25 protein-coding genes are annotated in these 24,843 nt (G+C 37.0%); 10 read left to right on the plus strand and 15 right to left on the minus strand.

What is annotated here, in order from left to right:
- Positions 1-54: 54 nt before the first annotated feature.
- Entirely contained in the window at positions 55-870 is an 816-nt protein-coding gene (locus CS937_RS00255; RefSeq protein WP_099156495.1) for a DUF368 domain-containing protein, read from the minus strand.
- Between the two features lie 165 nt (positions 871-1,035).
- Between CS937_RS00255 and CS937_RS00260 the strand changes: the two genes are divergently transcribed.
- Positions 1,036-1,371 carry a PadR family transcriptional regulator gene (locus CS937_RS00260; RefSeq protein ID WP_099156496.1) on the plus strand — a complete coding sequence of 112 codons (336 nt, stop codon included), beginning with the start codon at positions 1,036-1,038 and terminating at the stop codon, positions 1,369-1,371.
- Entirely contained in the window at positions 1,368-2,060 is a 693-nt protein-coding gene (locus CS937_RS00265) for a DUF1129 family protein (protein ID WP_245835660.1), read from the plus strand. Before CS937_RS00260 ends, CS937_RS00265 begins: the two co-directional genes overlap by 4 nt.
- Before the next feature lie 610 nt (positions 2,061-2,670).
- On the opposite strand, the gene CS937_RS00270 is transcribed toward CS937_RS00265, so the two are convergent.
- The 3 genes from CS937_RS00270 to CS937_RS00280 all read right to left on the minus strand — a co-directional run bounded on the left by CS937_RS00270 (position 2,671) and on the right by CS937_RS00280 (position 6,620).
- Complete coding sequence (locus CS937_RS00270) at positions 2,671-3,849, minus strand: CapA family protein (protein WP_099156498.1); 1,179 nt, start codon at positions 3,847-3,849, stop codon at positions 2,671-2,673.
- Between the two features lie 158 nt (positions 3,850-4,007).
- On the minus strand, positions 4,008-5,156 hold the full coding sequence (locus CS937_RS00275; RefSeq protein ID WP_099156499.1) for an acyl-CoA dehydrogenase family protein: 1,149 nt from the start codon (positions 5,154-5,156) through the stop codon (positions 4,008-4,010).
- A gap of 309 nt (positions 5,157-5,465) precedes the next feature.
- Positions 5,466-6,620, minus strand: a complete 1,155-nt coding sequence (locus tag CS937_RS00280; RefSeq protein ID WP_099156500.1) for a thiolase family protein — start codon at positions 6,618-6,620, stop codon at positions 5,466-5,468.
- Between the two features lie 204 nt (positions 6,621-6,824).
- Here CS937_RS00280 and CS937_RS00285 point away from each other — a divergent pair, with 204 nt between their 5' ends.
- The 4 genes from CS937_RS00285 to CS937_RS00300 all read left to right on the plus strand — a co-directional run bounded on the left by CS937_RS00285 (position 6,825) and on the right by CS937_RS00300 (position 9,222).
- Positions 6,825-6,983, plus strand: a complete 159-nt coding sequence (locus CS937_RS00285) for a YfhE family protein (protein WP_099156501.1) — start codon at positions 6,825-6,827, stop codon at positions 6,981-6,983.
- Positions 6,984-7,097: 114 nt separating this feature from the next.
- Positions 7,098-8,018, plus strand: a complete 921-nt coding sequence (locus tag CS937_RS00290; protein WP_099156502.1) for an ABC transporter ATP-binding protein — start codon at positions 7,098-7,100, stop codon at positions 8,016-8,018.
- Positions 8,011-8,943, plus strand: a complete 933-nt coding sequence (locus CS937_RS00295; RefSeq protein WP_099156503.1) for an ABC transporter permease — start codon at positions 8,011-8,013, stop codon at positions 8,941-8,943. Before CS937_RS00290 ends, CS937_RS00295 begins: the two co-directional genes overlap by 8 nt.
- A 96-nt stretch (positions 8,944-9,039) precedes the next feature.
- On the plus strand, positions 9,040-9,222 hold the full coding sequence (locus CS937_RS00300; RefSeq protein ID WP_099156504.1) for a hypothetical protein: 183 nt from the start codon (positions 9,040-9,042) through the stop codon (positions 9,220-9,222).
- Between the two features lie 223 nt (positions 9,223-9,445).
- On the opposite strand, the gene CS937_RS00305 is transcribed toward CS937_RS00300, so the two are convergent.
- The 4 genes from CS937_RS00305 to CS937_RS00320 all read right to left on the minus strand — a co-directional run bounded on the left by CS937_RS00305 (position 9,446) and on the right by CS937_RS00320 (position 14,755).
- Complete coding sequence (locus tag CS937_RS00305; RefSeq protein WP_245835661.1) at positions 9,446-10,525, minus strand: PQQ-dependent sugar dehydrogenase; 1,080 nt, start codon at positions 10,523-10,525, stop codon at positions 9,446-9,448.
- 127 nt (positions 10,526-10,652) lie between these two features.
- On the minus strand, positions 10,653-12,482 hold the full coding sequence (typA, locus tag CS937_RS00310) for a translational GTPase TypA (RefSeq protein ID WP_099156505.1): 1,830 nt from the start codon (positions 12,480-12,482) through the stop codon (positions 10,653-10,655).
- A gap of 240 nt (positions 12,483-12,722) precedes the next feature.
- On the minus strand, positions 12,723-14,069 hold the full coding sequence (locus CS937_RS00315; protein ID WP_099156506.1) for a sensor histidine kinase: 1,347 nt from the start codon (positions 14,067-14,069) through the stop codon (positions 12,723-12,725).
- 2 nt (positions 14,070-14,071) lie between these two features.
- Positions 14,072-14,755, minus strand: a complete 684-nt coding sequence (locus CS937_RS00320; protein WP_099156507.1) for a response regulator transcription factor — start codon at positions 14,753-14,755, stop codon at positions 14,072-14,074.
- 166 nt (positions 14,756-14,921) lie between these two features.
- Between CS937_RS00320 and CS937_RS00325 the strand changes: the two genes are divergently transcribed.
- Together CS937_RS00325 and CS937_RS00330 are read left to right on the plus strand one after the other, a co-directional pair.
- Positions 14,922-16,262 carry a S1C family serine protease gene (locus CS937_RS00325; protein WP_245835662.1) on the plus strand — a complete coding sequence of 447 codons (1,341 nt, stop codon included), beginning with the start codon at positions 14,922-14,924 and terminating at the stop codon, positions 16,260-16,262.
- A gap of 211 nt (positions 16,263-16,473) precedes the next feature.
- On the plus strand, positions 16,474-17,280 hold the full coding sequence (locus CS937_RS00330) for a DUF6574 domain-containing protein (protein WP_099156508.1): 807 nt from the start codon (positions 16,474-16,476) through the stop codon (positions 17,278-17,280).
- Between the two features lie 54 nt (positions 17,281-17,334).
- Here CS937_RS00330 and CS937_RS00335 read toward each other — a convergent pair whose 3' ends face one another.
- The 3 genes from CS937_RS00335 to CS937_RS00345 form a co-directional block, all read right to left on the minus strand.
- On the minus strand, positions 17,335-17,541 hold the full coding sequence (locus tag CS937_RS00335) for a zinc ribbon domain-containing protein (protein ID WP_099156509.1): 207 nt from the start codon (positions 17,539-17,541) through the stop codon (positions 17,335-17,337).
- 265 nt (positions 17,542-17,806) lie between these two features.
- A complete protein-coding gene (locus CS937_RS00340; RefSeq protein ID WP_099156510.1) occupies positions 17,807-18,472 on the minus strand; it encodes a TraR/DksA C4-type zinc finger protein in 666 nt (221 codons plus the stop codon).
- Positions 18,473-18,542: 70 nt separating this feature from the next.
- Positions 18,543-18,989: a GNAT family N-acetyltransferase gene (locus tag CS937_RS00345; RefSeq protein ID WP_099156511.1), complete on the minus strand. Its 447-nt coding sequence runs from the start codon at positions 18,987-18,989 to the stop codon at positions 18,543-18,545.
- A gap of 111 nt (positions 18,990-19,100) precedes the next feature.
- Here CS937_RS00345 and CS937_RS00350 point away from each other — a divergent pair, with 111 nt between their 5' ends.
- Positions 19,101-19,973 carry an NAD(P)-dependent oxidoreductase gene (locus tag CS937_RS00350; RefSeq protein WP_099156512.1) on the plus strand — a complete coding sequence of 291 codons (873 nt, stop codon included), beginning with the start codon at positions 19,101-19,103 and terminating at the stop codon, positions 19,971-19,973.
- Between the two features lie 41 nt (positions 19,974-20,014).
- On the opposite strand, the gene CS937_RS00355 is transcribed toward CS937_RS00350, so the two are convergent.
- The 3 genes from CS937_RS00355 to CS937_RS00365 all read right to left on the minus strand — a co-directional run bounded on the left by CS937_RS00355 (position 20,015) and on the right by CS937_RS00365 (position 21,333).
- The gene (locus CS937_RS00355) at positions 20,015-20,314 is read right to left on the minus strand and encodes a hypothetical protein (protein WP_099156513.1); all 300 of its coding nucleotides are present in this window, start codon (positions 20,312-20,314) and stop codon (positions 20,015-20,017) included.
- Positions 20,315-20,316: 2 nt separating this feature from the next.
- Positions 20,317-21,003 carry a class I SAM-dependent methyltransferase gene (locus tag CS937_RS00360; RefSeq protein WP_099156514.1) on the minus strand — a complete coding sequence of 229 codons (687 nt, stop codon included), beginning with the start codon at positions 21,001-21,003 and terminating at the stop codon, positions 20,317-20,319.
- A 132-nt stretch (positions 21,004-21,135) separates the two neighbouring features.
- Entirely contained in the window at positions 21,136-21,333 is a 198-nt protein-coding gene (locus CS937_RS00365) for a cold shock domain-containing protein (RefSeq protein WP_021288643.1), read from the minus strand.
- Positions 21,334-21,689: 356 nt separating this feature from the next.
- Here CS937_RS00365 and trhO point away from each other — a divergent pair, with 356 nt between their 5' ends.
- Positions 21,690-22,661 (plus strand): oxygen-dependent tRNA uridine(34) hydroxylase TrhO, encoded by a 972-nt coding sequence (gene trhO, locus CS937_RS00370; RefSeq protein ID WP_099156515.1) that lies wholly within the window; start codon positions 21,690-21,692, stop codon positions 22,659-22,661.
- A 193-nt stretch (positions 22,662-22,854) separates the two neighbouring features.
- Here the strand turns inward: trhO and CS937_RS00375 are convergent, their stop codons facing one another.
- Positions 22,855-24,804: a TRAP transporter permease gene (locus CS937_RS00375; protein ID WP_099156516.1), complete on the minus strand. Its 1,950-nt coding sequence runs from the start codon at positions 24,802-24,804 to the stop codon at positions 22,855-22,857.
- Between the last annotated feature and the right edge of the window lie 39 nt (positions 24,805-24,843).

A 24,843-nucleotide genomic window follows, 5' to 3' on the forward strand; every position in this document is an offset into this window, starting at 1 on the left:
TTATGTTCCTACATCTATTTTATCGATTATGTTCCATATTGTCTTTTAGTTTGCTTAGTCTATATATTCTACTCGCCCAAGTATATATGCAGCAAATAAGCCAACTGCAAACGTTCCTATACTTAGAAGTAGCAATGAAGTTGATTCCGGCCAGCCTGGAAAAACAACAATAACTGATCCGATAACTAATCCGATAATGAGCGCAAAAGTCATATAACGATATCTATTCAAGAAGAAGTTAATAATTTTACTCATCACCAAAATTCCGATAACGATTCCTACGCCAGTTACTGCAATTATATCGAGCTGAAGATTACTGATTGCACTGATAATAGTTGGATAGACACCGATAAGCAGAAGCATAAATGAACCGCTAATACCTGGCAGAATCATAGCACTACTGGCAAGAACGCCTGCAAAAAATAACAAAATATATGTAGAACTTGTTATATTTTCTATCACCGCAGGTTCATCTGCCTGCAAAAAAGCCATGGAACCAACAATAATTGCACCAATTATCAATAAAACAAAATGCTTTAAACCAAAAGTATTTTTTGCATCCGCCTGATGAAATAAATATGGTAATATCCCGATAATTAGTCCTAAAAAGAAAAATTGTGTTGGGCCTGGATAGTGTGCAAACAACCATTCAATGACACGGCTTAATAATAAAATTGCAGCTCCTATACCTATACCAAGCGGAATTAAAAATCCTATATGTTTTTTCCATTCTTTACTTAGTATTCCGTTTATAGCGGCAATTAATCGATCATATATTCCAAGTAGAACAGCAATCGTTCCACCGCTAACACCAGGAATTACATCGCTCGCTCCCATGAGCATTCCCCGATAAATATTTTTCCATTCCATTTATTATTATCCCCTTTATTTTCCGGTTAATAAATACATATCGTAATCATATCAAAAAAGGGTTGCATTTTACATAAAAAGTTTTATAATAAACATAAGCTACTTTGTAATGCAAGGTAGCTCTAAAATTATTCGGTATCTTGTATTACAAGGTAGGTGAGAACAATGACATTAAGAAGTCAGTTACTAAAAGGGATACTTGAAGGATGCATCCTTTCAATTATTCAGCACCAGCCAACATATGGCTATGAGCTTTCAGTAAGGTTACAGGATTTTGGTCTGTCGGATGTGAGCGAAGGATCAATTTATCCAATTTTACTTCGATTACAAAGAGAAAATTTGATCAAAGGTGAAATGAAAAAATCAGAAGCTGGACCAAAGCGAAAATATTATCATTTAACTTCTGAAGGTCAGGAAGCATTAAAAGAGTTCATTTATCACTGGGAAACGATTAAACAACCAGTCGAGCGAATTATTGACAAAGGGGGAAAAATATTGTGAATGCAAAGGAAATCATTACATTAAATAATGAAAAACGTGAACAGTTGAATGAGAAAAACCTAGCCTATTATGAAGACATGCTTATCTATATTCGTCTACAATATAATAAATCAGAACAACAAACAGAAGAAGTATTATTAGAAATTCTTGAGCATTTATTGCAGGCACAGGAAGAAGGTCGTACCGCAGAGGACATTTTTGGTAATGATCCTAAAACATACTGCAGGGAATTAATTGGAGAAATCCCAAAGGAAAACAATTCTCACCAACTGTTATTTATCACATATATTGGTCTCCAATTTTTAGCGATTATTAGTCTTGTCCATGGTTTTATAGGATTTGGTTTACATTACTTTTTTGACCTGGGCACTAAAACATTACAGTTTTCGTTGGGTTCAGGGACTGTAAACGTAATCATTTTTCTTTTGTTGCTTTGGTTATTTATTACACTCGTTTTAAAATGGATAAAGCGTTCTGCATTTCAGGAGAAAAAAACAAAAAAATGGGTAGAGTTTTTACAGCTATGGAGTATCAGTACTGGTACTATTGGTTTATTTGTTAGTGTACCATTTTTCATGCCTAGTTTCGGAACTGTTATTACCATTCCAACACTTTTAATTGCTTGTGTTGGTATTATATTGTATGTAATATCTTTTGTTATGAATAAAAAGATGCGTATTACTAAATAAATGCAAAAACCTATCTTCTAAAAAATGTTGTTTTTGACACAAAATACGTAAACTGCGACATAAGCCGAGGAGACAGAAAAATAGAAGCATCCTGGGGAGATAATACTCAGCAGGAAAGTGTGAACATCGGCAGGAGAACGTGAATATCGGCAGGAGAGCAGGAACATCGGCAGGAGAACGAGGATATCAGCAGGAAAGCGTGAACATCGGCAGGAGAGCGTGAATATCGGCAGGAGAACGAGGATATCAGCAGGAAAGCGTGAACATCGGCAGGAGAGCAGGAATATCGGCAGAAGAGCGTGAATATCGGCAGGAGAACGAGGATATCAGCAGGAAAGCGTGAACATCGGCAGGAGAGCAGGAATATCGGCAGAAGAGCGTGAACATCGGCAAGAGAGCGTGTATATCGGCAGGAGAACGAGGATATCGGCAGGAGAGCAAGGATAGCAGCTGCTCCTGAAATCGTAGTGTATACTGGCTGTGGGAATAACAGCTACATAAGATAACTTACGTCGCATTTCACTGAAACTATGAAGTTAATTTATGTAAAAAGCTGATATCTGATGAAAAAACCATGCATCACGTTATTGGCTGCACGGTTTTTCTAATATTATTTTTCAACAAACTCAAGCTCTGGCATCCATTGAGACATGTGTGCTTTCATTTCTTCATAATGCTTCTGTGCATTTGGTAATTGTTCATTCGTTAACTGATACATCGGTATAACCTTGAAGTCTGCCCAGTTGTGATAAGTTACAAATGTGGGAACAAATTTTGGAGATGTTACTTCTACTGTCTCCTCTTCACCAACAATTGATTTATGAATCGTAAACTGCATGATTCCGCCAATCCGACGATAAAATTCATCCTGTCCAGATAAAAAGTTTCCTAAAGAATAAGCAACAAGCATCTTATTACCAGCTTTTCCTTCTACCCAATCAACTGGCTGCAGCACATGTGGATGATGACCTAAAACAACTTCAACTCCATGATCAGCAGCAAATTGTACTAAATCTTTCTGCCCCTCACTTGGAAGGCGTTCATATTCATTTCCAAAATGAAGGCATAAAATGGTTACGTCTGCTTTTGATTCAGCTTCTTCAATAGCGCTTGCCATGTTTTCCTTATCAATTAAATTGACTAAATAGTCTTTTCCATCAGGCACAGGAATACCGTTCGTCCCATATGTGTAGGCTAAAAAGGCAACAGATATCCCTTCGTTTGTTTCATACACACGAACATCATTGCTGTCTGCCTTATTTTTATATGCACCCGTGTACATCATATCAATTGTTTCCCAATGTTCAATAGCCTGTTTAATAGCATCTTCCCCATGGTCCAAGGTATGATTATTAGCGATGGACACAACGTCAACACCAACGTTCTTCAATGCATCACCAACTTCTACTGGACTGTTAAATCTTGGATAGGATGATAGTCCAATAGATTCGCCACCTATCATTGTTTCCTGATTAGCAATCGAAATTGTTGAGTTATTTAAAAACGGCTTTACTGCATCCAGCATTGGTGTAAAGTCATAACCCTTCGCTTCTTTTGCATCTTTATACACTTGTGAATGAATAAGCATATCGCCAATCGCTGAAATCGTTATTTCTTTTTCAATTCTCTCTGGTTCTTCTTTCTCTTCCTCTTTCTCTTTTTCCGTTTTTGATTGTGGTTCTTCAATTGTATCATCTGTTGTTTTTGTATTTTCTTTGTCATTAGAACAAGCCGTAACTAATAACAACATAAAGATCGTAAGTAAAAATAATATATGTTTCCTTCTCATTGCTGATACCCCTTAAGCCTTTTGCTACAATCATAACACGTTTTGACAAATTCCAACATTACCTGCTTTAAGATTTTGTTATGTCAGATTATTCAAATCATGTCTTCCAAATGGCATATCCAGTAAGTAGTTATGCTCTTTACTATTTTCATTCTTCTTCACAATCCTAAATTTTTAGCTATAATCGTTTTCATTATTTCATTGGTCCCTGCATAGATAGCCGCTACAGGTGTATCTCGATACCTTCTAGCAATCTTGTATTCTTCCATATATCCATATCCTCCATGCAGCTGCATACACTCGGAGGCAATTTCTTTTGCAGTTTCTGTTAACCAGTATTTCGCCATCGAAACTTTGGTTACAATCTCTTTGCCTGCAATATGATCTTCAATCAACGACTCTAAAAATGTTTTACCAATCTCTACTTTTGTCACTATTTCAGCTAATTTAAATTGTGTATTTTGAAATGATCCGATAGGTTTCCCAAACGCTTTTCGTGACTTAACATGTTCCAATGTCATTTCAACCATATCTTCTGACGCCACTTGGCCAGCAATCGCCACTACTAACCGCTCTTGTTGTAACTTTTCCATCAAGTAACGAAATCCCTTACCTTCATCCCCTATCAAATTTTCCTCTGGCACACGACAATTTTCAAAATATAATTCAGCTGTATCCTGTGCATGCATGCCAACCTTGTTCAGCTTTCGACCACGGGAAAATCCTGCCATTCCGTCTTCAACAATTAATAGACTAATTCCGTTGTGCTTTGGCTCTTTTTTTGGATCCGTTTTGACAACAACTAAAACAAGATCAGCATTGATTCCATTTGTAATAAACGTCTTTTGCCCATTGACAATGTAGTCATTTCCATCACGAATCGCGGTTGTAGCAATATTTGCTAAATCAGACCCCGTTCCTGGCTCCGTCATCGCAACTGCAGTGATATGGTCTCCTGTCACACACCCAGGTAACCAATGCTTTTTCTGTGCTTCTGTACCATATGATTCAATATATGGTACAACAATATCGGAATGCAGTCCGAAACCAGTTAAGCTCGTTCCAACTCGTTCTAGCTCTTCTAGAATAATAACGGAATAACTAAAATCAAGACCCAAACCACCATATGCTTCTGCTACATGTGGGCAAAGGAACCCCATCTCACCCATTTTCCGCCATATGTCGATAGGAATGATACGATCTTCTTCCCAATTGTCATAGCTTGGCTCCACTTCTTTTTGCAAAAATTTTCGTAATGACTTCCGGAATAACTCATGATCTTCCGTTTCAAATCGATACTTTCCCATCGTGGTCCCTCCTATTTTGGCTACATCCGAATGATGTATGAAGCCAGATTTTCTTTTACCCTGTACGTCATTCGTAACATCCGTTTTCATATAGTAGACATGATCATTGCCCAGTCCTTCAATTAGTCGATTAGCAATTAGCATCATCAAAAAATGGTAGTCTTACCGCTATTTTTTTCCATGTGCCTGATAGTGGTATCCTCTAAACCTATAGCACCGTCTGTTACCATCGCTTGCATATCATCCAACTCCATACCAATCCTTCTCCAATTATGTGAAATGTCATTCAATGGGGCTTGTTACTACTCATTAATGGAGATAACGCTCAATAATGGTAGCATTTGCCATTCCCATACCTTCACAAATTGCAAGAAGCCCATATCGTCCTTCTATTCGTTCTAACTCATGTACTAAAGATACTAATAATTTCGTTCCAGTAGCTCCCAGTGGATGACCAAGTGCTATAGCACCACCATTTACATTAAGTTTTTCCATACTGCCCCCGGTATCGTTAAGCCATGCAAGTGGTACAGGTGCAAAGGCTTCATTTACTTCATACCTATCCATATCATCTAAGGTTAGGTTTGCTTTTTTTAATACCTTCTCTGTTGCCGCAATAGGTCCTGTCAACATAAGCGTTGGATCAGAACCAACAACTACACGCGCAACAATACGAGCTTTTGGCTTTAACCCCAGTGCAGCAGCTTTGTCTGCAGACATCAACAAAACAGCCGATGCTCCATCACTCATTTGACTGGCATTCCCGGCTGTGATTTTGCCGTTTTCCTTAAAAACTGTTTTTAAACCTGCTAATATATCAAACGTGGTGTCCTCACGTGGACCTTCATCAATTTTGAATGTCTCGCTCAATCCATCATCTTGCTGCACTTCAACTGGAACAATTTCTTTTTCATATTTCCCACTTGAAATTGCCGCTAATGCACGTTGATGGCTTTGTAATGAATACTCATCCAATTGTTCTCTAGTAAATTCCCATTTGTCGGCAATTTTTTCAGCAGAAATTCCTTGATTTACGATTTCATAGGAAGCTGTTAATTTTTCACTTGGGTTCGTTCCCTGCATATTTGAAAACATCGGAGCACGTGTCATACTTTCTACGCCACCAGCAATGACAATGTCCATATCCCCTGAAGCAATTGCCTGTGCTCCAAAATGGACCGCTTGTTGACTTGAACCACATTGTCTATCAATCGTTACACCAGGAACATGAGTTGGGAATCCAGCTATTAATGCTGCGGTCCGTGCTATGTTTCCACCTTGCTCATTAACTTGTGTTACACAGCCTAAAATAACATCTTCCACATCCTGTTTACTCACATTTGTACGCTCCATTAATTCATTTAGAACTACCGCTGCAAGCTCATCCGGACGATAATTTGCAAATTTCCCCTTACGTCTACCTACAGCTGTACGACAACCTTCTACAATCACAACTTCCTTCATAACTCCACCCCATTCATAAATTATACCTATATACAGTATACCTTGATGTGAAAAAGCGATAAAGTTATTTACAGAAAATCTTGACTTTTCAAATATAAAATCCCAATAATCGTAGTGCCGTGATTCTCCTTTATGTTTTATTTTATTTCAAACGGGAAAACCCAAAACAGAACATTAATTTTTACAGTGAAAGGATAGGCGATAATGAGAAATTCACAATATCAACCAACCAAGCATATTCAACTATCAGACGCACAAGAAGTTCACTACACAAAAGAATTCAAACGTGCTGATATTGCAGGTGGTTACCGTAAGCCACAGGTAAAAGATGCTAAACGCGAAAATCCTAATTTAATAAAATGAATCTATTAAACAGGTCCTCCTTAAAAAGGGAGGACCTATTATATTTATTGTGAAACCTTTTTGGCCGCTTCATCGTAACAATAATTAGAGAAACAATAATGGAGGTAATATACAATGGCAGAACCTGCAATGCAACTGCTCGATGTAAAGAAAAACATCGGCAACAAACAAATTATTAAAGGGATTTCTTTCACAATAAATCGGGGTGAAGTTTTTGGATTTATTGGGCCAAATGGCGCTGGTAAAACAACAACGATCCGCATGATGGTTGGATTAATGAACCTTTCTGATGGTGACATTCGTATTATGGGTAACAGTATTAAATCCGATTATAAACAAGCAGCGCGCGAAGTCGGGGCAATTGTTGAAAACCCTGAAATGTATCCATTTATGAGTGGCAAACAAAATTTATTACATTATGCCAGGATGATCCCCGGCATTACCAAAGAACGTGTGAACGAGGTTATTTCACTTGTTGGACTAGAAAAACCTATCAATGATAAGGTCGGCAAATATTCATTAGGGATGCGCCAGCGCCTTGGAATTGCCCAAGCGTTATTACATAAACCATCTGTACTAATATTAGACGAGCCTACAAATGGACTTGATCCTGCAGGAATAAGAGAAATTCGTACATACATACGAAGCTTAGCTGAGAAGGATAACGTCGCAATTATCATTTCCAGTCACTTGCTTTCCGAAGTAGAGCAAATGTGTGATCGAATAGGAATAATTAAAAATGGTGAACTTATTGCCACACAGAATGTACATGACACATCAGTTGAAAAACAGGTAAATCAAATACTGATGGAAGTAACACCTGTCAAAAAAGCAGTTGAACTATTAAAAACACAGCATGATATAGAGTCTACCGTCAATAATGGCGCATTAGTTATTCAAAATGATAAAGAATCCATACCACAACTAATTAAAACACTAGTTGAACATGATATTTCCGTATATCAAGTAAGTGTAACTAAAGCATCCTTAGAAGATAAATTTTTCGATTTGATTGGAGAGAATACAATTGAGTAACTTTTTCAAGCTTCTGTACAATGAGCAATTTAAAATATATATACGAAAGTCGACCTGGGTCATGTACCTCCTATTAGCTGGAATTATTATAACGTTAGCCGTGGTCACAAATTCATATGGCGACCTTAATGAAAAATACCAGCAGGATAATTGGCGAGATGTTTTACAGGAGGAAAATAACGAGATTAATGAACATTTGCAGGAAAACGAACAGTCTGGTCAGCTTACTAAAAACAATTTCTATCTAGAAAATGATATTCAACCAAGAGCATATGATGCGTGGCAATTTGTCATGGAGAATGTATTTCTGCTTTCGTTAGTTACATTATTTACAATTATTGTAGCAGCAGGAATAATCGCAAATGAATTCAGATGGGGTACTATAAAATTACTACTTATCAGACCTTTATCTCGTACTAAAATTTTGTTATCCAAATATATATCCGTTCTTATTTTCGCCTTTTTAACCCTACTTTTTGTCTTACTGATTTCATTGATAGTTGGGGCACTATTCTTCGGTGTCAATGGAGACGCTTCTTTTGTTCAAAATCAACTTGGAAGTTATGCACATGTTTCTATTTACGGGGAAATCTTAAAAGGATACGGTTATCAATTAGTAACTTTATTAATGATGGCAACGTTCGCATTTATGATCTCTTCTGCTTTTCGTCAAAGTTCATTAGCAATTGGTATAGCAATTTTTCTAATGTTTGCAGGAAACTCAATTGTTGCCTTTTTCGCAGACCACAGTTGGGCTAAGTTCATTTTATTTGCCAACACTAACCTTGAACAATATGAATTTGGTGAACCTATTATAGAAGGGATGTCAGTAGGTTTTTCAATCACAGTATTAGCGGTCTATTATATTATTTTCCTTGTTGTCACTTGGCTGTTTTTCACAAAACGCGATGTTGCGGGCCAATAAGATAACCAGTCGAATGACATTGTAATACACAAAAGCATATGTTATAAATAATAGGGAAATAAATTTAATTATGCCTTTTCTGATCGAGGTGTGGAAATGAAACGATATCTTTCTACAATGTTTCTTATTCTTAGTGCTTTGATTATAATTGTTGGTTTGCGATTTGACTATCAATGGAGTGGCATTGCTTCTTGGGGATTGTCATTTATATGTTTAATATTCGCAGCGTATTACACAAAGTATATTCCAAATGAAAAAAAAGGAAAGAAACAATCTTAATAAGTTATAAAAAGCTGTTTGCGCTATAATAGATGCAAACAGCTTTTTTAAATAGGCTCATTTTTGTGATTGTTTATTTCGATTCCGATTATAGTTCACTATCCACGAGCGAGTATAAATTTTTTGCTCTTTAAGGTTTGTAATAGAATTGTCCAACACTCGAACTCCCCGCTTTGCACAGATACAGTCCACACGTGGCTTAACGCGTGTTTCCGTTTTGCTCCTATGATTGACTTTTGCGTAACGGAAGAAATAATAATCGATCATCATTGTCAGTCGGAGATCCTCTTCCATCCGTATTATTGGTAATAATGTAAATACCTTTCCCTGTTGCTAACGTATCACGAACACGGCCAACATTATCAACTATAAGCTCCACCGTGTTCGTGTTGGGGTTAAATTTCCGCAAACCTTCACCGCGTAATGAAGCAAAGTAAAAATCACCATCCAAATAAGTCATCCCAGACGGCGCCCATGTATTTTCCCCCGAATGAACAACTGGTGTCTCCATCCCTTCTGCCGTTTTATCACCACGTGTGACTGGCCAACCATAGTTATGCCCTCTTTGTAATCGGTTAATTTCATCATAAGCATCCGAACCGTGTTCAGTTGCGTACAAATTGCCTGCATTATCCCAAGCAAGGCCTTGTGGATTTCGATGTCCATAGGTAAAGACAAAGGAATTTTTAAAAGGATTATCATTTGGCATGGACCCATCCAGATTCATACGTAACACCTTCCCGGCAAGACTATCTAAATCCTGGGCTAGCTCTGGATTAGTTGCATCACCTGTTGTAATATACAATTTATTATCCGGTCCAATTTCAAGACGTCCACCCTGGTGAAACTGCCCACCAGGGATATGATCAATTAATACCTCTACTTCTTTCCAATGGTTGTCCATTTGTTGAATCGTTACCACACGCTGATAAACATCATTATTTTCCTGATAGGAATAATAAGCAAATGCTGTTTTGGTTTCAGCAAAATTGTCTGGAAAAGCAATACCTAATAAACCTGCTTCAGGCTGATTTGCTAAGTCCTTTGAAAGTTGAACTTTCTTTCTGATTTGATTTCCATCTTTAATTGTGACAATCGTACCAGTTCGTTCACTTACATAAAATACATTGTCATATAAGACGATTTCCCAAGGTGTTTGAAGATTTTCGGCCACTAGTTGAGGTTCAGTTTTGTTCGTTACTTCCTGGTGTTCTGGAGTTTGAGTTTCATGAGATGCTTCCGGTTCAGTTTGTTTTCGAGGCTCTCCTTCTTCATTTGAGCAACCATTAAAAAATACTAGCAAAACGATACATAGAAATAAGGTACGGATCCGAATCCCCTCCAATTAGTATTATTTACTATATTTAACACGCTTCCTATTAAAAAATCCAGTAAAAGTGTGTTCAAGACACACTCTTACTGGATACCCTTTATCCTAAATTAGTTCGCTTAGCTGCTTTTTCACGTTCATTTTTGTTCAAGATCTTTTTACGTAAACGAATGGATTCTGGTGTTACTTCACAATACTCGTCATCACCTAAATATTCAATCGCTTCTTCTAAAGACATGCTTCTAGTTTTTCTAATTGTTGCTGTTTGGTCTTTGGTTGCTGAACGAACGTTAGTTAAATGCTTTTCTTTTGTAATGTTGACGGTAAGGTCATTGTCGCGATTATGTTCGCCAACTATCATACCAGCATAAATTTCAGTACCTGGTTCAACAAAAATCACACCACGATCTTCAAGCTGCATAATACCATAAGTGGATGCTTTACCATTTTCAAGTCCAACTAGAACGCCTTTCGTTCTTCCACCAACTTGCCCTTTAAATAGTGGCTCATACGCATCAAAGGTGTGATTCAAAATTCCATAGCCACGTGTTTGGGACATGAATTCGGTTGTATATCCAATTAGTCCACGTGAAGGCACTTTAAATTCAATACGAACTTGACCATTACCATGATTCACCATATCAATCATTTCCCCTTTACGAGCACCAAGTGATTCCATAACACCACCAGTATACTCTTCAGGGACATCAACTTGAACACGTTCATACGGCTCACATTGTTGACCATCGATTTCTTTAATGATAACTTGTGGCTTAGAAAGCTGTAACTCATAGCCTTCTCTTCGCATATTTTCAATTAAAATGGACAAGTGCAGCTCACCACGACCAGAAACTATCCATGCATCTGGTGATTCAGTTGGATCTACACGAAGACTAACATCTGTTTCAAGCTGCTTCATTAACCGTTCTTCAATTCTTCTTGATGTTATATACTTACCTTCTTTACCGGCAAACGGACTATTGTTTACAAGAAACGTCATTTGTAGCGTCGGTTCATCGATACGAAGCATTGGTAATGCATCAGGGTGGTCTATTGGGCAAATTGTTTCCCCAATATTAATGTCTTCCATCCCGGCAATTGCTACAATATCTCCGGCCTTTGCTTCCTCAATTTCAATCCGCTTCAAACCGATAAAACCAAATAGTTTTGTAATACGGAATGATTTTTGAGAACCATCTTTCTTCATCACAACAACTTGTTGACCTACACTAATTTTTCCACGGAATACACGGCCAATACCAATTCTTCCGACATAATCATTATAATCAAGTAATGTTACTTGAAATTGTAACGGCTCATCAGCAGAATCAACTGGTGCTGGAATATGATCCATAATTGTTTTAAAAATAGGGTCCATTGTTTCTTGCTGATCTTCAGGCTCCTCTCCAGATGTACCATTTAAGGCAGATGCATATACAACAGGAAATTCTAATTGTTCATCATCAGCACCAAGTTCGATAAATAAGTCTAATACTTCATCGATAACTTCATTTGGACGTGCACCAGGACGGTCAATTTTATTTAAAACAACTGCTGGTGTCAGTTTTTGTTCTAATGCTTTTTTTAACACAAAACGTGTCTGTGGCATACAGCCTTCATATGCGTCCACAACTAAAAGTACACCGTCAACCATTTTCATGATACGTTCTACCTCACCACCGAAGTCAGCGTGGCCAGGCGTATCTAAAATGTTGATTGTTGTATCGTTATATTTAATTGCCGTGTTTTTCGCAAGAATCGTAATTCCGCGTTCACGTTCAATATCATTTGAATCCATTGCACGTTCATCAACATGCTCATTGTCACGAAAAGTCCCTGAATACTTTAACAGTTGATCCACAAGTGTTGTTTTCCCATGGTCAACGTGGGCGATAATCGCGATATTTCGAATATCTTCTCTTAATTGCATATAAGTACGCTCCTCTTTAGTTACGAATAACTCAAACTATACTATTATATCATATAAATCGACATTACATTATATTTTTTGTATAAAAACGTAAACTTAAACATTAAAACGTAGGGCACAATTCAGAAGCAGGCGCATCAGCAAGAAATTCTAAAGCACAATGAACTTTTTTACTTAAAGTGTTCATTGTTGCTATGACGGTAGCTTCTAGGAGTTGCGTCTGACGTGACATTAACAGTGTCACTTTTTGTCAATCTCCCCGAAAAATCTTAGTACGAATTTAGCTCCACCATGTTCCGCTTGTTCAACGGAAATCTTTCCGCCTGATTGTTCAACAATAGCCCGGGCAATTGCTAGTCCTAAACCTGTTTCCCCATTTTTACCTTTTACGAAACGGTGGAAGATATGTTGAACCAAATCCTCTGGAACACCTTCCCCATCATCAGTTATTGTAATTGTAACCATATGATTTATCTTTGTGGCTTTTATTTTCACATGAGACCTGGCATGACGAATACCATTAAATGTGATATTTAACAATGCTCGCAGTAGCTTTTCCTGATCAGCGTGTAATGTTAAATCCCCCTCTACATCATGAGTTAAAGAGATTCCTTTCTCATTAACTAATGGTAATGCACGATCAATAACCTGATCGACTAATTCGGAAACAACAATCTCTTTAGGTTGATACGCTGCTTGCTCACTGTCTAGTTTAGCTAATAGTATCATTTCATTAATAATTGTTTTTAACCGTTTTACTTCTGTAACCATTACTTCTAGACCTTTTTCTTCATCCTCCTGATCAAAAATGTGATCCCGAATACCCTCTGCATAACCCTGAATAGTCATTAAAGGGGTTTTTAACTCGTGACTTGCATTTTGAAAAAAAGTCTGCTGCGATTTCATGTATCGTTGGAGTTCTTCGGCCATTTCAAAAACACTTTGCTCAACCTCTTTTATTTCACCGGTGGCATTGATTCGTTCAATCTGATCAAATTGCCGCTTTTCAATCTTTTTCAGCTGTGATTTTAGTCTTGAAAGGGGTGTTACTAACTTGTTTGTTAAGAAATAACTAAGCAAAACAGCTGCGCCCGCTCCAACAATAAACACAATTAACATCCTAACAAAAAAGTTGTGCTGTACTGCCTGGAGATCATTTAACGGAGTCAGCAAAATAAGCTGAAGCCCCCTGCTTTCGGGATAAAAAGAAATTCTAGACGTTACGTATTTATCATTGCCATACTCCCACAATGATTCATTTTCATCAGCAAAATCATTATTTAGAAAAAATCCTTTTTCCACATTATTTGCCATCGTTGAATCAAGTATTCGATTTAATTGTTTGTCATATACAAATAGCTGCAAATCTTGCTCCTCTATAAAATCACTAAACTGCTGAAAGTTTTGTATTGTACCAAATTCTTCGTTCAAAAACGTAACAATTAATTCTCCGTTTTGTTTCAATTGTCGCTGCTCATCCTGAACTAATAAATTAAGAATCAAAGAGTAAATAACAAAACCTGTTACAGATAAAATCACAAGCAGTAATGTTGTAAATGCAGCATTCAGTTGATAATGAAGTTTCATCGTTATTCCTCTTCACTTCGAAACCGGTATCCATAGCCCCATACCGTTTCAAGCAGAATTCCGTCCAGTTTTTTACGTATACGTTTTACTAGATCATCTACCGCGCGATCACTTCCAAAATAATCTTCTCCCCACACCTGAAGCAATAATTCTTCTCTGGAAAACGCTCGGTTAACATTCTCTGCAAATAATAGAAGCATATCAAATTCCTTCGTTGTCACCTCTTGCTCTATTCCCTCCCAGAAAATACGACGATCGCTTTTGTAAATTAATAAATGGTCAACTTTCACTTTATCCTGCGCATCAGTAGGATCATTTGCAGGGCGGGAGCGTTTAAATAGCCTTTTAACCCTAGCTATTAACTCTCTTGGACTAAATGGCTTCGTTAAATAATCATCTCCACCAAGTTCTAAGCCAAGTATTTTATCAATCTCATCATCTTTTGCAGAAATAATAATTATCGGCACGTCACTTTCCTGCCTTATTTTTTTACAAAAATCATATCCATCCATACCTGGAAGCATGATATCCAATATCCACATATCTGGGGGCTGTTTCTCCCATAATTCCCATCCTTCTTCTGCTGATCCTAGCACACTCACGGCAAAGCCTTCTTTTTTCAAATAGGCATTTACGATATTTTGGATATTTGTATCATCTTCTACAACTCCTATGTGGTATTGCATTTATCTAGCCCCCTATCATTCCAATTAATCTTAGTTCTATTGTACACAAGTTATTCAATGTGCACACGGAAAAGCAAATTACACACTTTTTCTACATCTTTACCAAAATCATCCCAAATGCTCTTCGTACAATAAAAATATAATAACTATTACGAAGGGTGATTAGATGGAACGTGATGAAAATCAACAAGAACAAATGAATAAAAATTCATCCGAACAATTAGTAGACAATATCCCAAATCAACAAGAAGAAAACTATTCTACTGAAAACACACAAAATCAAATAGAAAAAAATCACGGCTTAGCAAGTTCCGTGAAACAAAATAAGCGGAAAAAATCTAAATCTAGCTCTGGTTCCCGCACATTTTTAAGTGGGATAATCGGCGGATTAATTTCAGCGGTTATTGTCGCTCTCTTATTTACAAACAACATTATCCCAATCAACTCAGATGGAAGTGATACTGATACGGGTACTGCTTCAGCAGAAAAAAATGGTACAGACCCAGAAATAACAAAAACGATTGCCTCTGACAATGCTGATGTCGCTACCAATATTGATGAAGCATCTGAAGCGGTCGTTGCCGTATTAAATTTACAACAACAAAATATTTGGGAACAAGGACAAGAAGCTGGTTCTGGATCAGGAATCATTTACAAAAAAGAAAATGGAAAAGCGTATGTGGTGACTAACAATCATGTGGTTGAAGGGGCACAGGAAGTAGAAGTCGTATTAAATAATGAAAAGCATATCAAAGCGAAAGTTTTAGGTTCGGATGCTCTAACTGACCTTGCTGTTCTAGAAATCGATGGTAGTAAAATAAAAACAGTTGCTAAACTCGGCTCATCAGGTGATTTAAAAGTTGGAGAAACAGTTATTGCAATTGGTAATCCTTTAGGAATGACGTTTTCTGGTTCTGTTACGAAAGGAATTATTAGTGGGCTTGAACGCTCCATTGATATCGATACAAATGGAGATAACAGACCAGATTGGGTAACAGAAGTAATTCAAACAGATGCGGCCATTAACCCTGGTAACAGCGGTGGTGCATTAGTAAATTCCGATGGTGAAGTTATTGGAATAAACTCCATGAAAATTGCTCAAGAAACAGTTGAAGGTATTGGCCTGGCTATCCCAATTGATTCTGCACTTCCAATTATGGAGCAATTAGAATCTGACGGTGAAATAGCACGCCCATTTATTGGGATTAGTACAGCAGCAATAGATCAGGTTCCAAGACAATATCAGAATCGAATTCAAATCCCAGAAAAAGTTGGCGGCGGCATGGTGATAGCTGCTGTTGAAGCTGGCTCACCTGGAGAAGAAGCTGGACTAAAACAATTCGATGTTATTACAAAAATTAACGGGCAAAAAATAACATCCCTTTTAGATTTAAGAAAATATATGTACTCAAAAACCTCTATTGGTGACAAAATTCAAATTGAGTTCTATCGAGATGGTAAAAAACAAACTGTTGATCTAACCTTATCAGAACGAAAAGAAAGCTAAAAAAATTTAATAAAGGAAAAAGAAGGGAAAAATCCCTTCTTTTTTTTATACCTTATCGATATAATTTAAAGTGTATTACTTTCGATACTTAACTAGATAACCTATTATGAAAAGAAGGATTTTTAAGAACTCTGTCGAAAGTAATAGTAAAGAGTCGGATACTACATATCCATGAACTTATTACTAAATATTATAAAGGAAGTGATGTAGCATGCATTGTCCAACCTGTGGTCAACAAACAGAGGAAGGGAAATTTTGTACTAGCTGCGGTGCACAGTTACCAAATGAGGAATATGCTGCCACTGCAGATCCAACTGTAAACACAGTACCACAAGTACACCAATCAACAAACCAACAAGAACAAACGGGAAGTGCACAACAGCCAAATGAAGTGGTTGAAAAATTGAAATCAGCAGGGTCAAATTTCGGTCATTTCTTTGTAACACTTCTTAAAAATCCTAGCGAAGCAAAAAAAGCAAACGGAAATGATCTTATCTCCGCATCCATTACAATTGTTATTTTTTCATTATTGATTGCTTTTGGGTATCATCTATCACTCAATTCTATGTCAACAGGATTTTTTGGTGGACCGTCCTTTTCATTTTTTGATAGCTTTATTTTACCATTTATTGAATTTATCATCATGTTTCTTATTGCAGCAGCATTAACATTTGGTGGAGTAAAAATAACAGGTCAAGCATTGTCATTTACAGATGTTCTAGCAAAATATGGTGGGTATTTAACACCATTCCTAGTTTTGTATGTAATTGGGTTTTTACTTGCATTAGTTGGGCTTTCTTCATTTTCTGGCTTGATTATTTTAGTAAGTGTATTAGGTACATTACTAATTGCACCAACACTAATCCTGCTCGAACAACCGGCTAACGGATTTGACCGAGTTTATACATTAATTGGAATTTATATTGTATCCTTATTAGTACTTGGATTTTTCATTCAATCATTCATCCAGAACATTCTTAGTAATTTTATGGGTGGCGGATTATTCGGCGGATTTTAAGTCAATTTAACAAATTAAAGGGGATATTCCGATGGGAGACATCCCCTTTTTTGTTTATCCAAAGAAAAAGTCAAGAATATTACTTCCTGATGAGCTTCTTTTGTTGTAAAACTCAGAGTATCCGCAGTTCTTGCAGTATACTACAATAAACTGATTATTTTGTACATCAAACATTTTAGATAGACCTGTCCCAGTCATAGCAACCTCTTTTTTGTCAGCATCTGTACTTCCACATTTAATACATCCTTTAGATTCTTCCATTATTCTTCACTCCTTTAGATGTATTACGAACTAATTGTTACATTTGTTTCACTTTTTTATATGGTTACTAATGCTACCGCAATTGAATTACAATTCGCTTCCCACTACCCAATCCCCCTCATTCGGACTCGTTACAAGGGCTTATTCTAATCACAGTTCTCGCAGGAGTCTCCGTGTTTCAACAATTTTCCGAAAAATGATCTTCATATTTCAAACTAGAATCTGAAAAAAACGCACAAGTCAGGTATTGGCTTGTGCGTTCATTTTAGTCCTCGTTTTCGTATTTATTATGATTGGGCGTAACACCTGTAAACTTTCCATCAATATCAGCAGACAAAAATTGTTCCACATCTTCTACTGCTCCTACATTTTCATCACTGTTTGCATACATTTCATCATAGTCTTCCTGATCACCATATATATCTGAAGGTGTATTGGATGTACCGTAGCGACTTACATCTTGCCATGCATCTTCTGCATCATATCCTGTCTCAACTTCATCACCAGGATCATTAGGATTTATATTTGGACTAAATACTTCTTCTTCAACTGGACGATTTCGCTCAAATGTATCGTTCGAGGCATGTTCAATACAAACATCCGTAGTTGGTATTGCTTCTAAACGTTCAAAAGGTATATCTCTGCCGCATTTTGTACAAATTCCATACGTACCTTCATCTATCGCGTGGAGTGCTTCATTTATTTCTTCAAGCTCCTCCTCAGCATGCTCATTTAATGCTACATCCTTTTCACGATCATAAAGTGCAGTTCCATGCTCTGCAGGATGATTATCATAATTAGATAGCTCCCCAATCGATTCCTGCGCAAATTCAAATTTTAAACCAAAGTGATCCTGTACATGTTCAATTAGTTCATTCTGCCGTTCCTCTAATGCCGCTTTACATTTATTTATTTGATTGTTTGTAATCATTGTAACTAGCCTCCATTCATAAGAAAGGGATTGCTAATTATACTATGTGTAAAAGCAGTAAGTTGATTCTTTATTTCTTCTCCCAAATCATGTCAATATGAGGTATATCGTCCTCCAAATATGATTCACTAATTTGTTTAAAGCCAAACGAAGCATAAAATTTCTTTAAATATTCTTGTGCCTGAATTTTAATTTTATATTCATTCCATTCATCAACAATGTAATCAATTGCATGCTGCATAATTTGCTTTGCAAAGCCATGCCCACGGAATTTTTCAGTAACCAATACTCGTCCGATTGATACCTCTGGATATTTTGATCCTTTTGGTACAATTCGAACATAAGCTGCAATCTCATTGTCAACTTTTAAATAGTAATGAATTGAACTCTGGTCATAGTTGTCTAATTCATCATAGGCACATGCTTGTTCAACAACAAAAACATCTACACGCACTTTTATAATTTGATACAATTCCTCAGCTGAAAATTCCTGAAACGATTTAATATACCAATGCATGAGACCAACCCATCCTTTTACTTTTTTACTACTATATCATATTAGAAAAGGATTTTAGCTCGTTTTTGTCGAAATGATTAATATCACTGACAAAAAAGGAGTAGCGATATCATGATAACAAAGAATAGTACAATAGGCTTTGTCGGAACTGGAGTAATGGGAAAAAGCATGGCAGCAAATTTACAAAAGGCAGGATATAGCTTAGCCATTTACACACGAACAAAAGAAAAGGCACAAGGTCTCTTAGATAATGGTGCTCAATGGAAAAGTTCAATCGCGGAATTAGCGGAAGCCTCTCAGGTAATCATAACAATGGTAGGCTATCCAAACGATGTTGAGGAGATTTATTTTGGTGAAAGCGGCATACTTGAACACGCAAAATCAGGAACATACGTTATTGATATGACGACCTCAAAACCATCGTTAGCAGAAGAAATATATAAACAAGCTGCCACCAAAGACATTATTGCATTAGATGCCCCTGTTTCTGGTGGCGATATTGGCGCAAAAAATGGAACGCTTGCGATTATGGTAGGTGGCGACGAGGCTGCATTTAAAGCGGTTTTCCCAATCCTAGAGATTATGGGGGGACAAATTATTTTACAGGGAGATGCTGGTGCGGGGCAACATACCAAGCTATGTAACCAAATTACAATCGCATCAAATATGATTGGCGTATCGGAGGCAATCGTTTATGCTAAAAAAGCTGGACTTGATCCTATAAGCGTTCTTGAAAGTATTACGACAGGTGCAGCTGGAAGTTGGTCACTATCGAATTTAGCACCAAGGATGATTAACGAGGATTATGCACCAGGATTCTTTGTTAAACATTTTATAAAAGATATGACGATTGCGCTTGAATCAGCTCAGGAACTTGGATTATCAACACCCGGATTATCACTTTCATTAAATTTATATAAAGAACTGGCTGAAAAAGGTGAAAACGATAGCGGTACTCAAGCGTTGATAAAGCTTTTTCAGTAAATCTATCCGCTGTTCATTACTTAACAAGCCCATTTTTGCTTTTACCCTGCTCGTTTATCAATTTCTGCTTGAACAAGGAATGCTAAGTCATCATTACCAAAAAGCTGTAGCACATTTATCACGGTTTGATCTGGAATCTCATCGGATTCTTCCTTTGGTACCGTCAATCCTAATGCCTCGTTTAAGGCAGGATTTTTCATTTGGGCAGGGTAAGCTTTTTCATATATTTCCCTTGGATCAAGATCGTTATTAATACACCATTGTGCATAAATAAGAATCATCATTTTTTCATCGTTTTGGTAGCTATCAATTACTTGTTTCTCTACATCTTTTTTATCCATCGTTATTCACCAACCTTTCGCAGCATATACACCCACATAAACGTTAGAGCCTGTTTTAATTCAATTGGAAGATCGAGATAGTGCTTTTCGTTTACCCCATCTTTGTAGACGCCAAATCCATCTATATATTCAAAATTATTTTCAATTGTTAATTGCTGAAATTCCCACGGCATCATCGTGTTACAAATCACCTTTTCCCCATGTAGTCGCGGATAACTATTTATACGTGGACCTGCCGTTGGACCTAATATACCAACACATAGAAAACCGTTTTTCTTCAAAATCCGCCTCAGCTCGTTCAATGCATCAATCGGGGACTCGGTCCATTCTAGAACATTCACAGACATAATCCCATCGCAGCTTGCATCCTCCAATGGCAAATGATTTATATCTCCTTGCAGAAACATAATTTCTTCGCTATGTAAACGCTCCTTGGCACGGGTTATCATTTCAGCTGAAAGATCTACCCCTAAGACATCATACCCTGATCGATGTAATTTATATGACCCATATCCATCACCACAACCAATATCATAAATTTTACTGCCTTTAGTAATATGTTTTTCTATGAAAGGAATAATATCTTTCCTGCTTCCGTTATCCCACATATTTACGCTTCTTTTATTCCAAAAGTCAGCTCGGTTATTCCACTGTGTCTTTGCCTCTTCTTGCCAGTCAAAGTTCGTCATTTATGTCACCCCTCTTATTAACTTTTATGATAGAGGATTTTTATATAGTTGGAAAGCTTTACATAGTTTTTATCATCAAAAAAAAAGGCTTATCTCACCGAACGAGATAAACCTTTTTGGATTATATATATATTATAGACGTGTTACGTTAGCTGCTTGTGGTCCGCGGTTACCTTCAACGATTTCAAATTCAACATCTTGACCTTCTTCAAGAGTTTTGAAACCTTCAGCTTGGATAGCTGAGAAATGTACGAATACATCGTCTCCGTCTTCGCGCTCGATGAAACCGAAGCCTTTTTCTGCATTAAACCATTTTACTTTACCAGTCATTAAAATGACCTCCTTATACAAATATCGTGCAAAGTAATTGAATCATAAATACTTTTACACCACTTTGATAAAGAGATCGTAAAGTATTATTCAAACTCCAATTTCCTTTTGCACCTTTAAGTTTACCCTTTTAAGTTAAATAAAGCAAGTGAATTTAATAAAATGCTCAATTTAACCTATAAAAATTGCATAATATTCATTCAATTGAAAAGGACATGCATATCCTATTCCCAGAGCGTTTTTGTAGTTGAAATTATAGTTAAACATTGTTAAAATAGTTTCTTGCAAGATTATAAAAAAATATGGACTACCAAACATTTATATCTTGCAAATATGAATGATAGGTGGTAAACATTATGAACAATACGACGGATTATCAGGTGTTATTGTACTATAACTATGTACACATTGACGATCCTGAAGAATTTGCAGCAGAACATCTGCAATTTTGTAAGGATTTAGAGCTAAAAGGAAGAGTCCTTGTAGCGGAAGAAGGTATCAACGGAACTGTTTCCGGGACCATTGAACAAACAGAAAAATATATGGAAGCGATGCATAACGATCCACGCTTTGCTGAAATGTTATTTAAAATTGACAAGCATGATGGTCATGCATTTAAAAAAATGCATGTTCGTCCGCGTCCAGAGTTAGTCACCCTTCGTCTAGAGGATGATATTGATCCACATGAGACGACCGGAAACTATCTGACGCCAAAAGAGTTTTTTGAAGCAATGCAGGATGAAGATACCATTGTTTTAGATGCTCGTAATGACTATGAATACGATTTAGGTCATTTTCGTGGAGCAATCCGCCCTGACATTGAAACATTTCGGGAATTACCTGATTGGGTTGAGGAGAATAAACATTTAATTGAAGGTAAACGTGTACTAACCTACTGTACTGGTGGTATTCGTTGTGAGAAGTTTTCTGGATGGTTGGTAAAAGAAGGCTTTGAAGAAGTAGGACAGTTACACGGCGGAATTGTAACTTATGGTAAGGATCCCGAGGTTCAAGGGGAACTATGGGACGGCCAATGTTATGTATTTGATGAACGTATTTCTGTTCCAGTTAATCGCAAAGAACACGTTATCGTAGGTGTTGACTACTTTGATGGTCAGCCTTGTGAACGCTATGTAAATTGTGCAAACCCTGAATGTAATAAACAAATACTATGTTCTGAAGAGAACGAACACAAATATATGCGTGGATGTACACATGAATGTCGCGTAAGTCCACGAAACATGTACGTAAAAGAACATGACTTATCACAAGAAGAAATTCAGCATAGACTTGAGCTACTTGGCGAAAATTTAAAGCAAGAAGCATAACATATTGACGACCTGCTAAGGGTCGTCTTTTTATTTTATAAAAGGCTATTTCTAGAAGAATGTTGCTTTTTCAAATGGTGAAGCTTATGTCATAGTTGATAAAAAATGCAACGTACGTGTTCTGTAAAAACTATGCGAAGAGTCTTATTAAAAAGAGACAGATAAGAAAATTTTCTCTCACCTGTCCCCTTTATTAAGAAGCTTGTTGTTTAACTTTGTTTGACTTATTTTGTATAAACTGAATTGTTGCAATTGCACCTGCAAGTACAAATCCAATTACCGAGAAAATCGGATCAGGATAAACAAGTAATATCCCTCCTGCAAATAAGATAAATCGCTCTATCCAACTTACTTCGCTAATAAAGTATCCGATCATACTTGCACTAATACTTGCCATACCAAGTAATGCGGTGATAACAGCAATTGATACGTTTGCTACGTTAGCATCCCCTTGTAATAGAAGAATTGGATTCGAAACAAACATATACGGAATAATAAACGCTGCGATAGCAAGTTTAACTGCAGTTACACCTGCTTTCATCGGATTAGCTCTAGCGATCCCTGCGCCAGCATAAGCTGCTAAACAAACAGGTGGCGTAATATCAGCTACAATACCGAAATAAAATACAAACATATGAACTGCAATAACTGGAACATCAAATGCTAATAATGCAGGTGCTGCCATTGTTGCTGTAACTACATAGTTTGCTGTTGTAGGTAGACCCATTCCTAAAATAATACATGCAATCATCGTAAAGAACATAACGAGGAAAAATTGTCCTTGTGCAAGATCGATAATTCCACCAGCAATTTTCGGCCCTAGTCCTGTGGTTGTTACCGTACCAGCGATAATACCTGCAGTCGCACAGGCAGCAATTACTGGCAATGCGGTTCTTGCACCTTCCTCTAGAATTTTAATAATTCCTTTTAGTGACATTCTCGTATCTTTTCTAAAGAAACTAATTACAAACGCTGTACCTATAGCAAATAACGCTGCAAATGTCGGGGTGTAACCAGCAAGAAGGAAGCCAATGATGATCACAAGTGGAAGAAATAAATCTAACCGTTTTACTAGATTTTTTATTTTAGGAAGTTGGTCAGCTGCCAAACCTAAAATACCTAGCTTCCTTGCTTCAAAATGTGTACCTAAAAATACACCAGAAAAATACAAAATGGCTGGAATAATTGCAATTACAATGATTTCATTATATGGAATCCCTGTATATTGCGCCATAATAAATGCTGCGGCTCCCATAATTGGTGGCATAATTTGTCCACCAGTTGAGGCAGATGCTTCCGTTGCGGCAGCAAAGTGAGGTTTAAATCCTGCATTTTTCATCATTGGAATTGTAAATGAACCGGAGCCAACAGTGTTCGCTACAGAGCTGCCACTTACCATTCCTTGAAGACCACTCGCTGCTACAGCAGCTTTAGCTGTTCCACCTGTATATCTACCTGTTAAGCGTAAGGCGATATCATTAAAAAACTGGCCAATATTTGTTTTTACTAATATCACGCCAAAAAATAAGAATAAATAGATATACGTTGATGAAATCTGTATCGGTATACCAAATATAGAACTTGAACTAAAAAACATTTCTGTCGCTAGTGATGGCCAATCATACCCAGCGTGTCCAATAATTGGAATATATTGACCAAACAGTCCATAAAGCAATGCCACAATGGCAATTACCACAATTGGAAGGCCAACAACTCGTCTTGTTGCTTCTAATAACAGCAATATACCTGCTGTTGCTACAATTTGATCAAATGCTGTAAAACCAAATATGATTGCTTCGTTAATTAAACGCTCATAACTATATATAATGTAAAAGTTGGTAAATAACGCCGCAAGAGCTAATAACGCATCATACCAGGGTACACCCTTTTTTTTCGTTAACGATGACTTGATTGGATAAAGTAGATATACCAAGCAAAGTGCTGCACCAAGATGAATAGCCCCTTGAATCAACGAAACATACGCACCCATATATGCAGTATAGAGTTGAAAAATAGTTAAAGCACCACCCAAGATGAGCGTTACCCATCCCCATGGTCCTAAATTTGTACGAAAATTACTTTCCTTATCATACTTTTTCATCAACTCATGCTTGTCAATCTGTTGTGAATCCTGTGCAGTCATGGTTTTCCCTCCATTCCGCTTGTCTGTATATTGAGGTGA

Origin of the sequence: Virgibacillus ndiopensis (genome assembly GCF_900187325.1) — a bacterium.
Classification (GTDB): Bacteria; Bacillota; Bacilli; order Bacillales; family Amphibacillaceae; genus Virgibacillus_E; species Virgibacillus_E ndiopensis.

Bases quoted from the DNA above. Each gene is read 5' to 3' on its own strand.
- CS937_RS00320 (WP_099156507.1), bottom strand. From the start codon at position 14,755: ATGCAATACCACATAGGAGTTGTAGAAGATGATACAAATATCCAAAAT.
- CS937_RS00325 (WP_245835662.1), top strand. From the start codon at position 14,922: ATGGAACGTGATGAAAATCAACAAGAACAAATGAATAAAAATTCATCC.
- CS937_RS00365 (WP_021288643.1), bottom strand. From the start codon at position 21,333: ATGACTGGTAAAGTAAAATGGTTTAATGCAGAAAAAGGCTTCGGTTTC.
- CS937_RS00290 (WP_099156502.1), top strand. From the start codon at position 7,098: ATGGCAGAACCTGCAATGCAACTGCTCGATGTAAAGAAAAACATCGGC.
- CS937_RS00330 (WP_099156508.1), top strand. From the start codon at position 16,474: ATGCATTGTCCAACCTGTGGTCAACAAACAGAGGAAGGGAAATTTTGT.
- CS937_RS00260 (WP_099156496.1), top strand. From the start codon at position 1,036: ATGACATTAAGAAGTCAGTTACTAAAAGGGATACTTGAAGGATGCATC.
- CS937_RS00280 (WP_099156500.1), bottom strand. From the start codon at position 6,620: ATGAAGGAAGTTGTGATTGTAGAAGGTTGTCGTACAGCTGTAGGTAGA.
- CS937_RS00275 (WP_099156499.1), bottom strand. From the start codon at position 5,156: ATGGGAAAGTATCGATTTGAAACGGAAGATCATGAGTTATTCCGGAAG.
- CS937_RS00285 (WP_099156501.1), top strand. From the start codon at position 6,825: ATGAGAAATTCACAATATCAACCAACCAAGCATATTCAACTATCAGAC.
- CS937_RS00355 (WP_099156513.1), bottom strand. From the start codon at position 20,314: ATGGATAAAAAAGATGTAGAGAAACAAGTAATTGATAGCTACCAAAAC.
- CS937_RS00255 (WP_099156495.1), bottom strand. From the start codon at position 870: ATGGAATGGAAAAATATTTATCGGGGAATGCTCATGGGAGCGAGCGAT.
- CS937_RS00335 (WP_099156509.1), bottom strand. From the start codon at position 17,541: ATGGAAGAATCTAAAGGATGTATTAAATGTGGAAGTACAGATGCTGAC.
- CS937_RS00345 (WP_099156511.1), bottom strand. From the start codon at position 18,989: ATGCATTGGTATATTAAATCGTTTCAGGAATTTTCAGCTGAGGAATTG.
- CS937_RS00270 (WP_099156498.1), bottom strand. From the start codon at position 3,849: ATGAGAAGGAAACATATATTATTTTTACTTACGATCTTTATGTTGTTA.
- CS937_RS00340 (WP_099156510.1), bottom strand. From the start codon at position 18,472: ATGATTACAAACAATCAAATAAATAAATGTAAAGCGGCATTAGAGGAA.
- trhO (WP_099156515.1), top strand. From the start codon at position 21,690: ATGAACAATACGACGGATTATCAGGTGTTATTGTACTATAACTATGTA.
- CS937_RS00375 (WP_099156516.1), bottom strand. From the start codon at position 24,804: ATGACTGCACAGGATTCACAACAGATTGACAAGCATGAGTTGATGAAA.
- CS937_RS00300 (WP_099156504.1), top strand. From the start codon at position 9,040: ATGAAACGATATCTTTCTACAATGTTTCTTATTCTTAGTGCTTTGATT.
- CS937_RS00360 (WP_099156514.1), bottom strand. From the start codon at position 21,003: ATGACGAACTTTGACTGGCAAGAAGAGGCAAAGACACAGTGGAATAAC.
- CS937_RS00315 (WP_099156506.1), bottom strand. From the start codon at position 14,069: ATGAAACTTCATTATCAACTGAATGCTGCATTTACAACATTACTGCTT.
- CS937_RS00350 (WP_099156512.1), top strand. From the start codon at position 19,101: ATGATAACAAAGAATAGTACAATAGGCTTTGTCGGAACTGGAGTAATG.
- typA (WP_099156505.1), bottom strand. From the start codon at position 12,482: ATGCAATTAAGAGAAGATATTCGAAATATCGCGATTATCGCCCACGTT.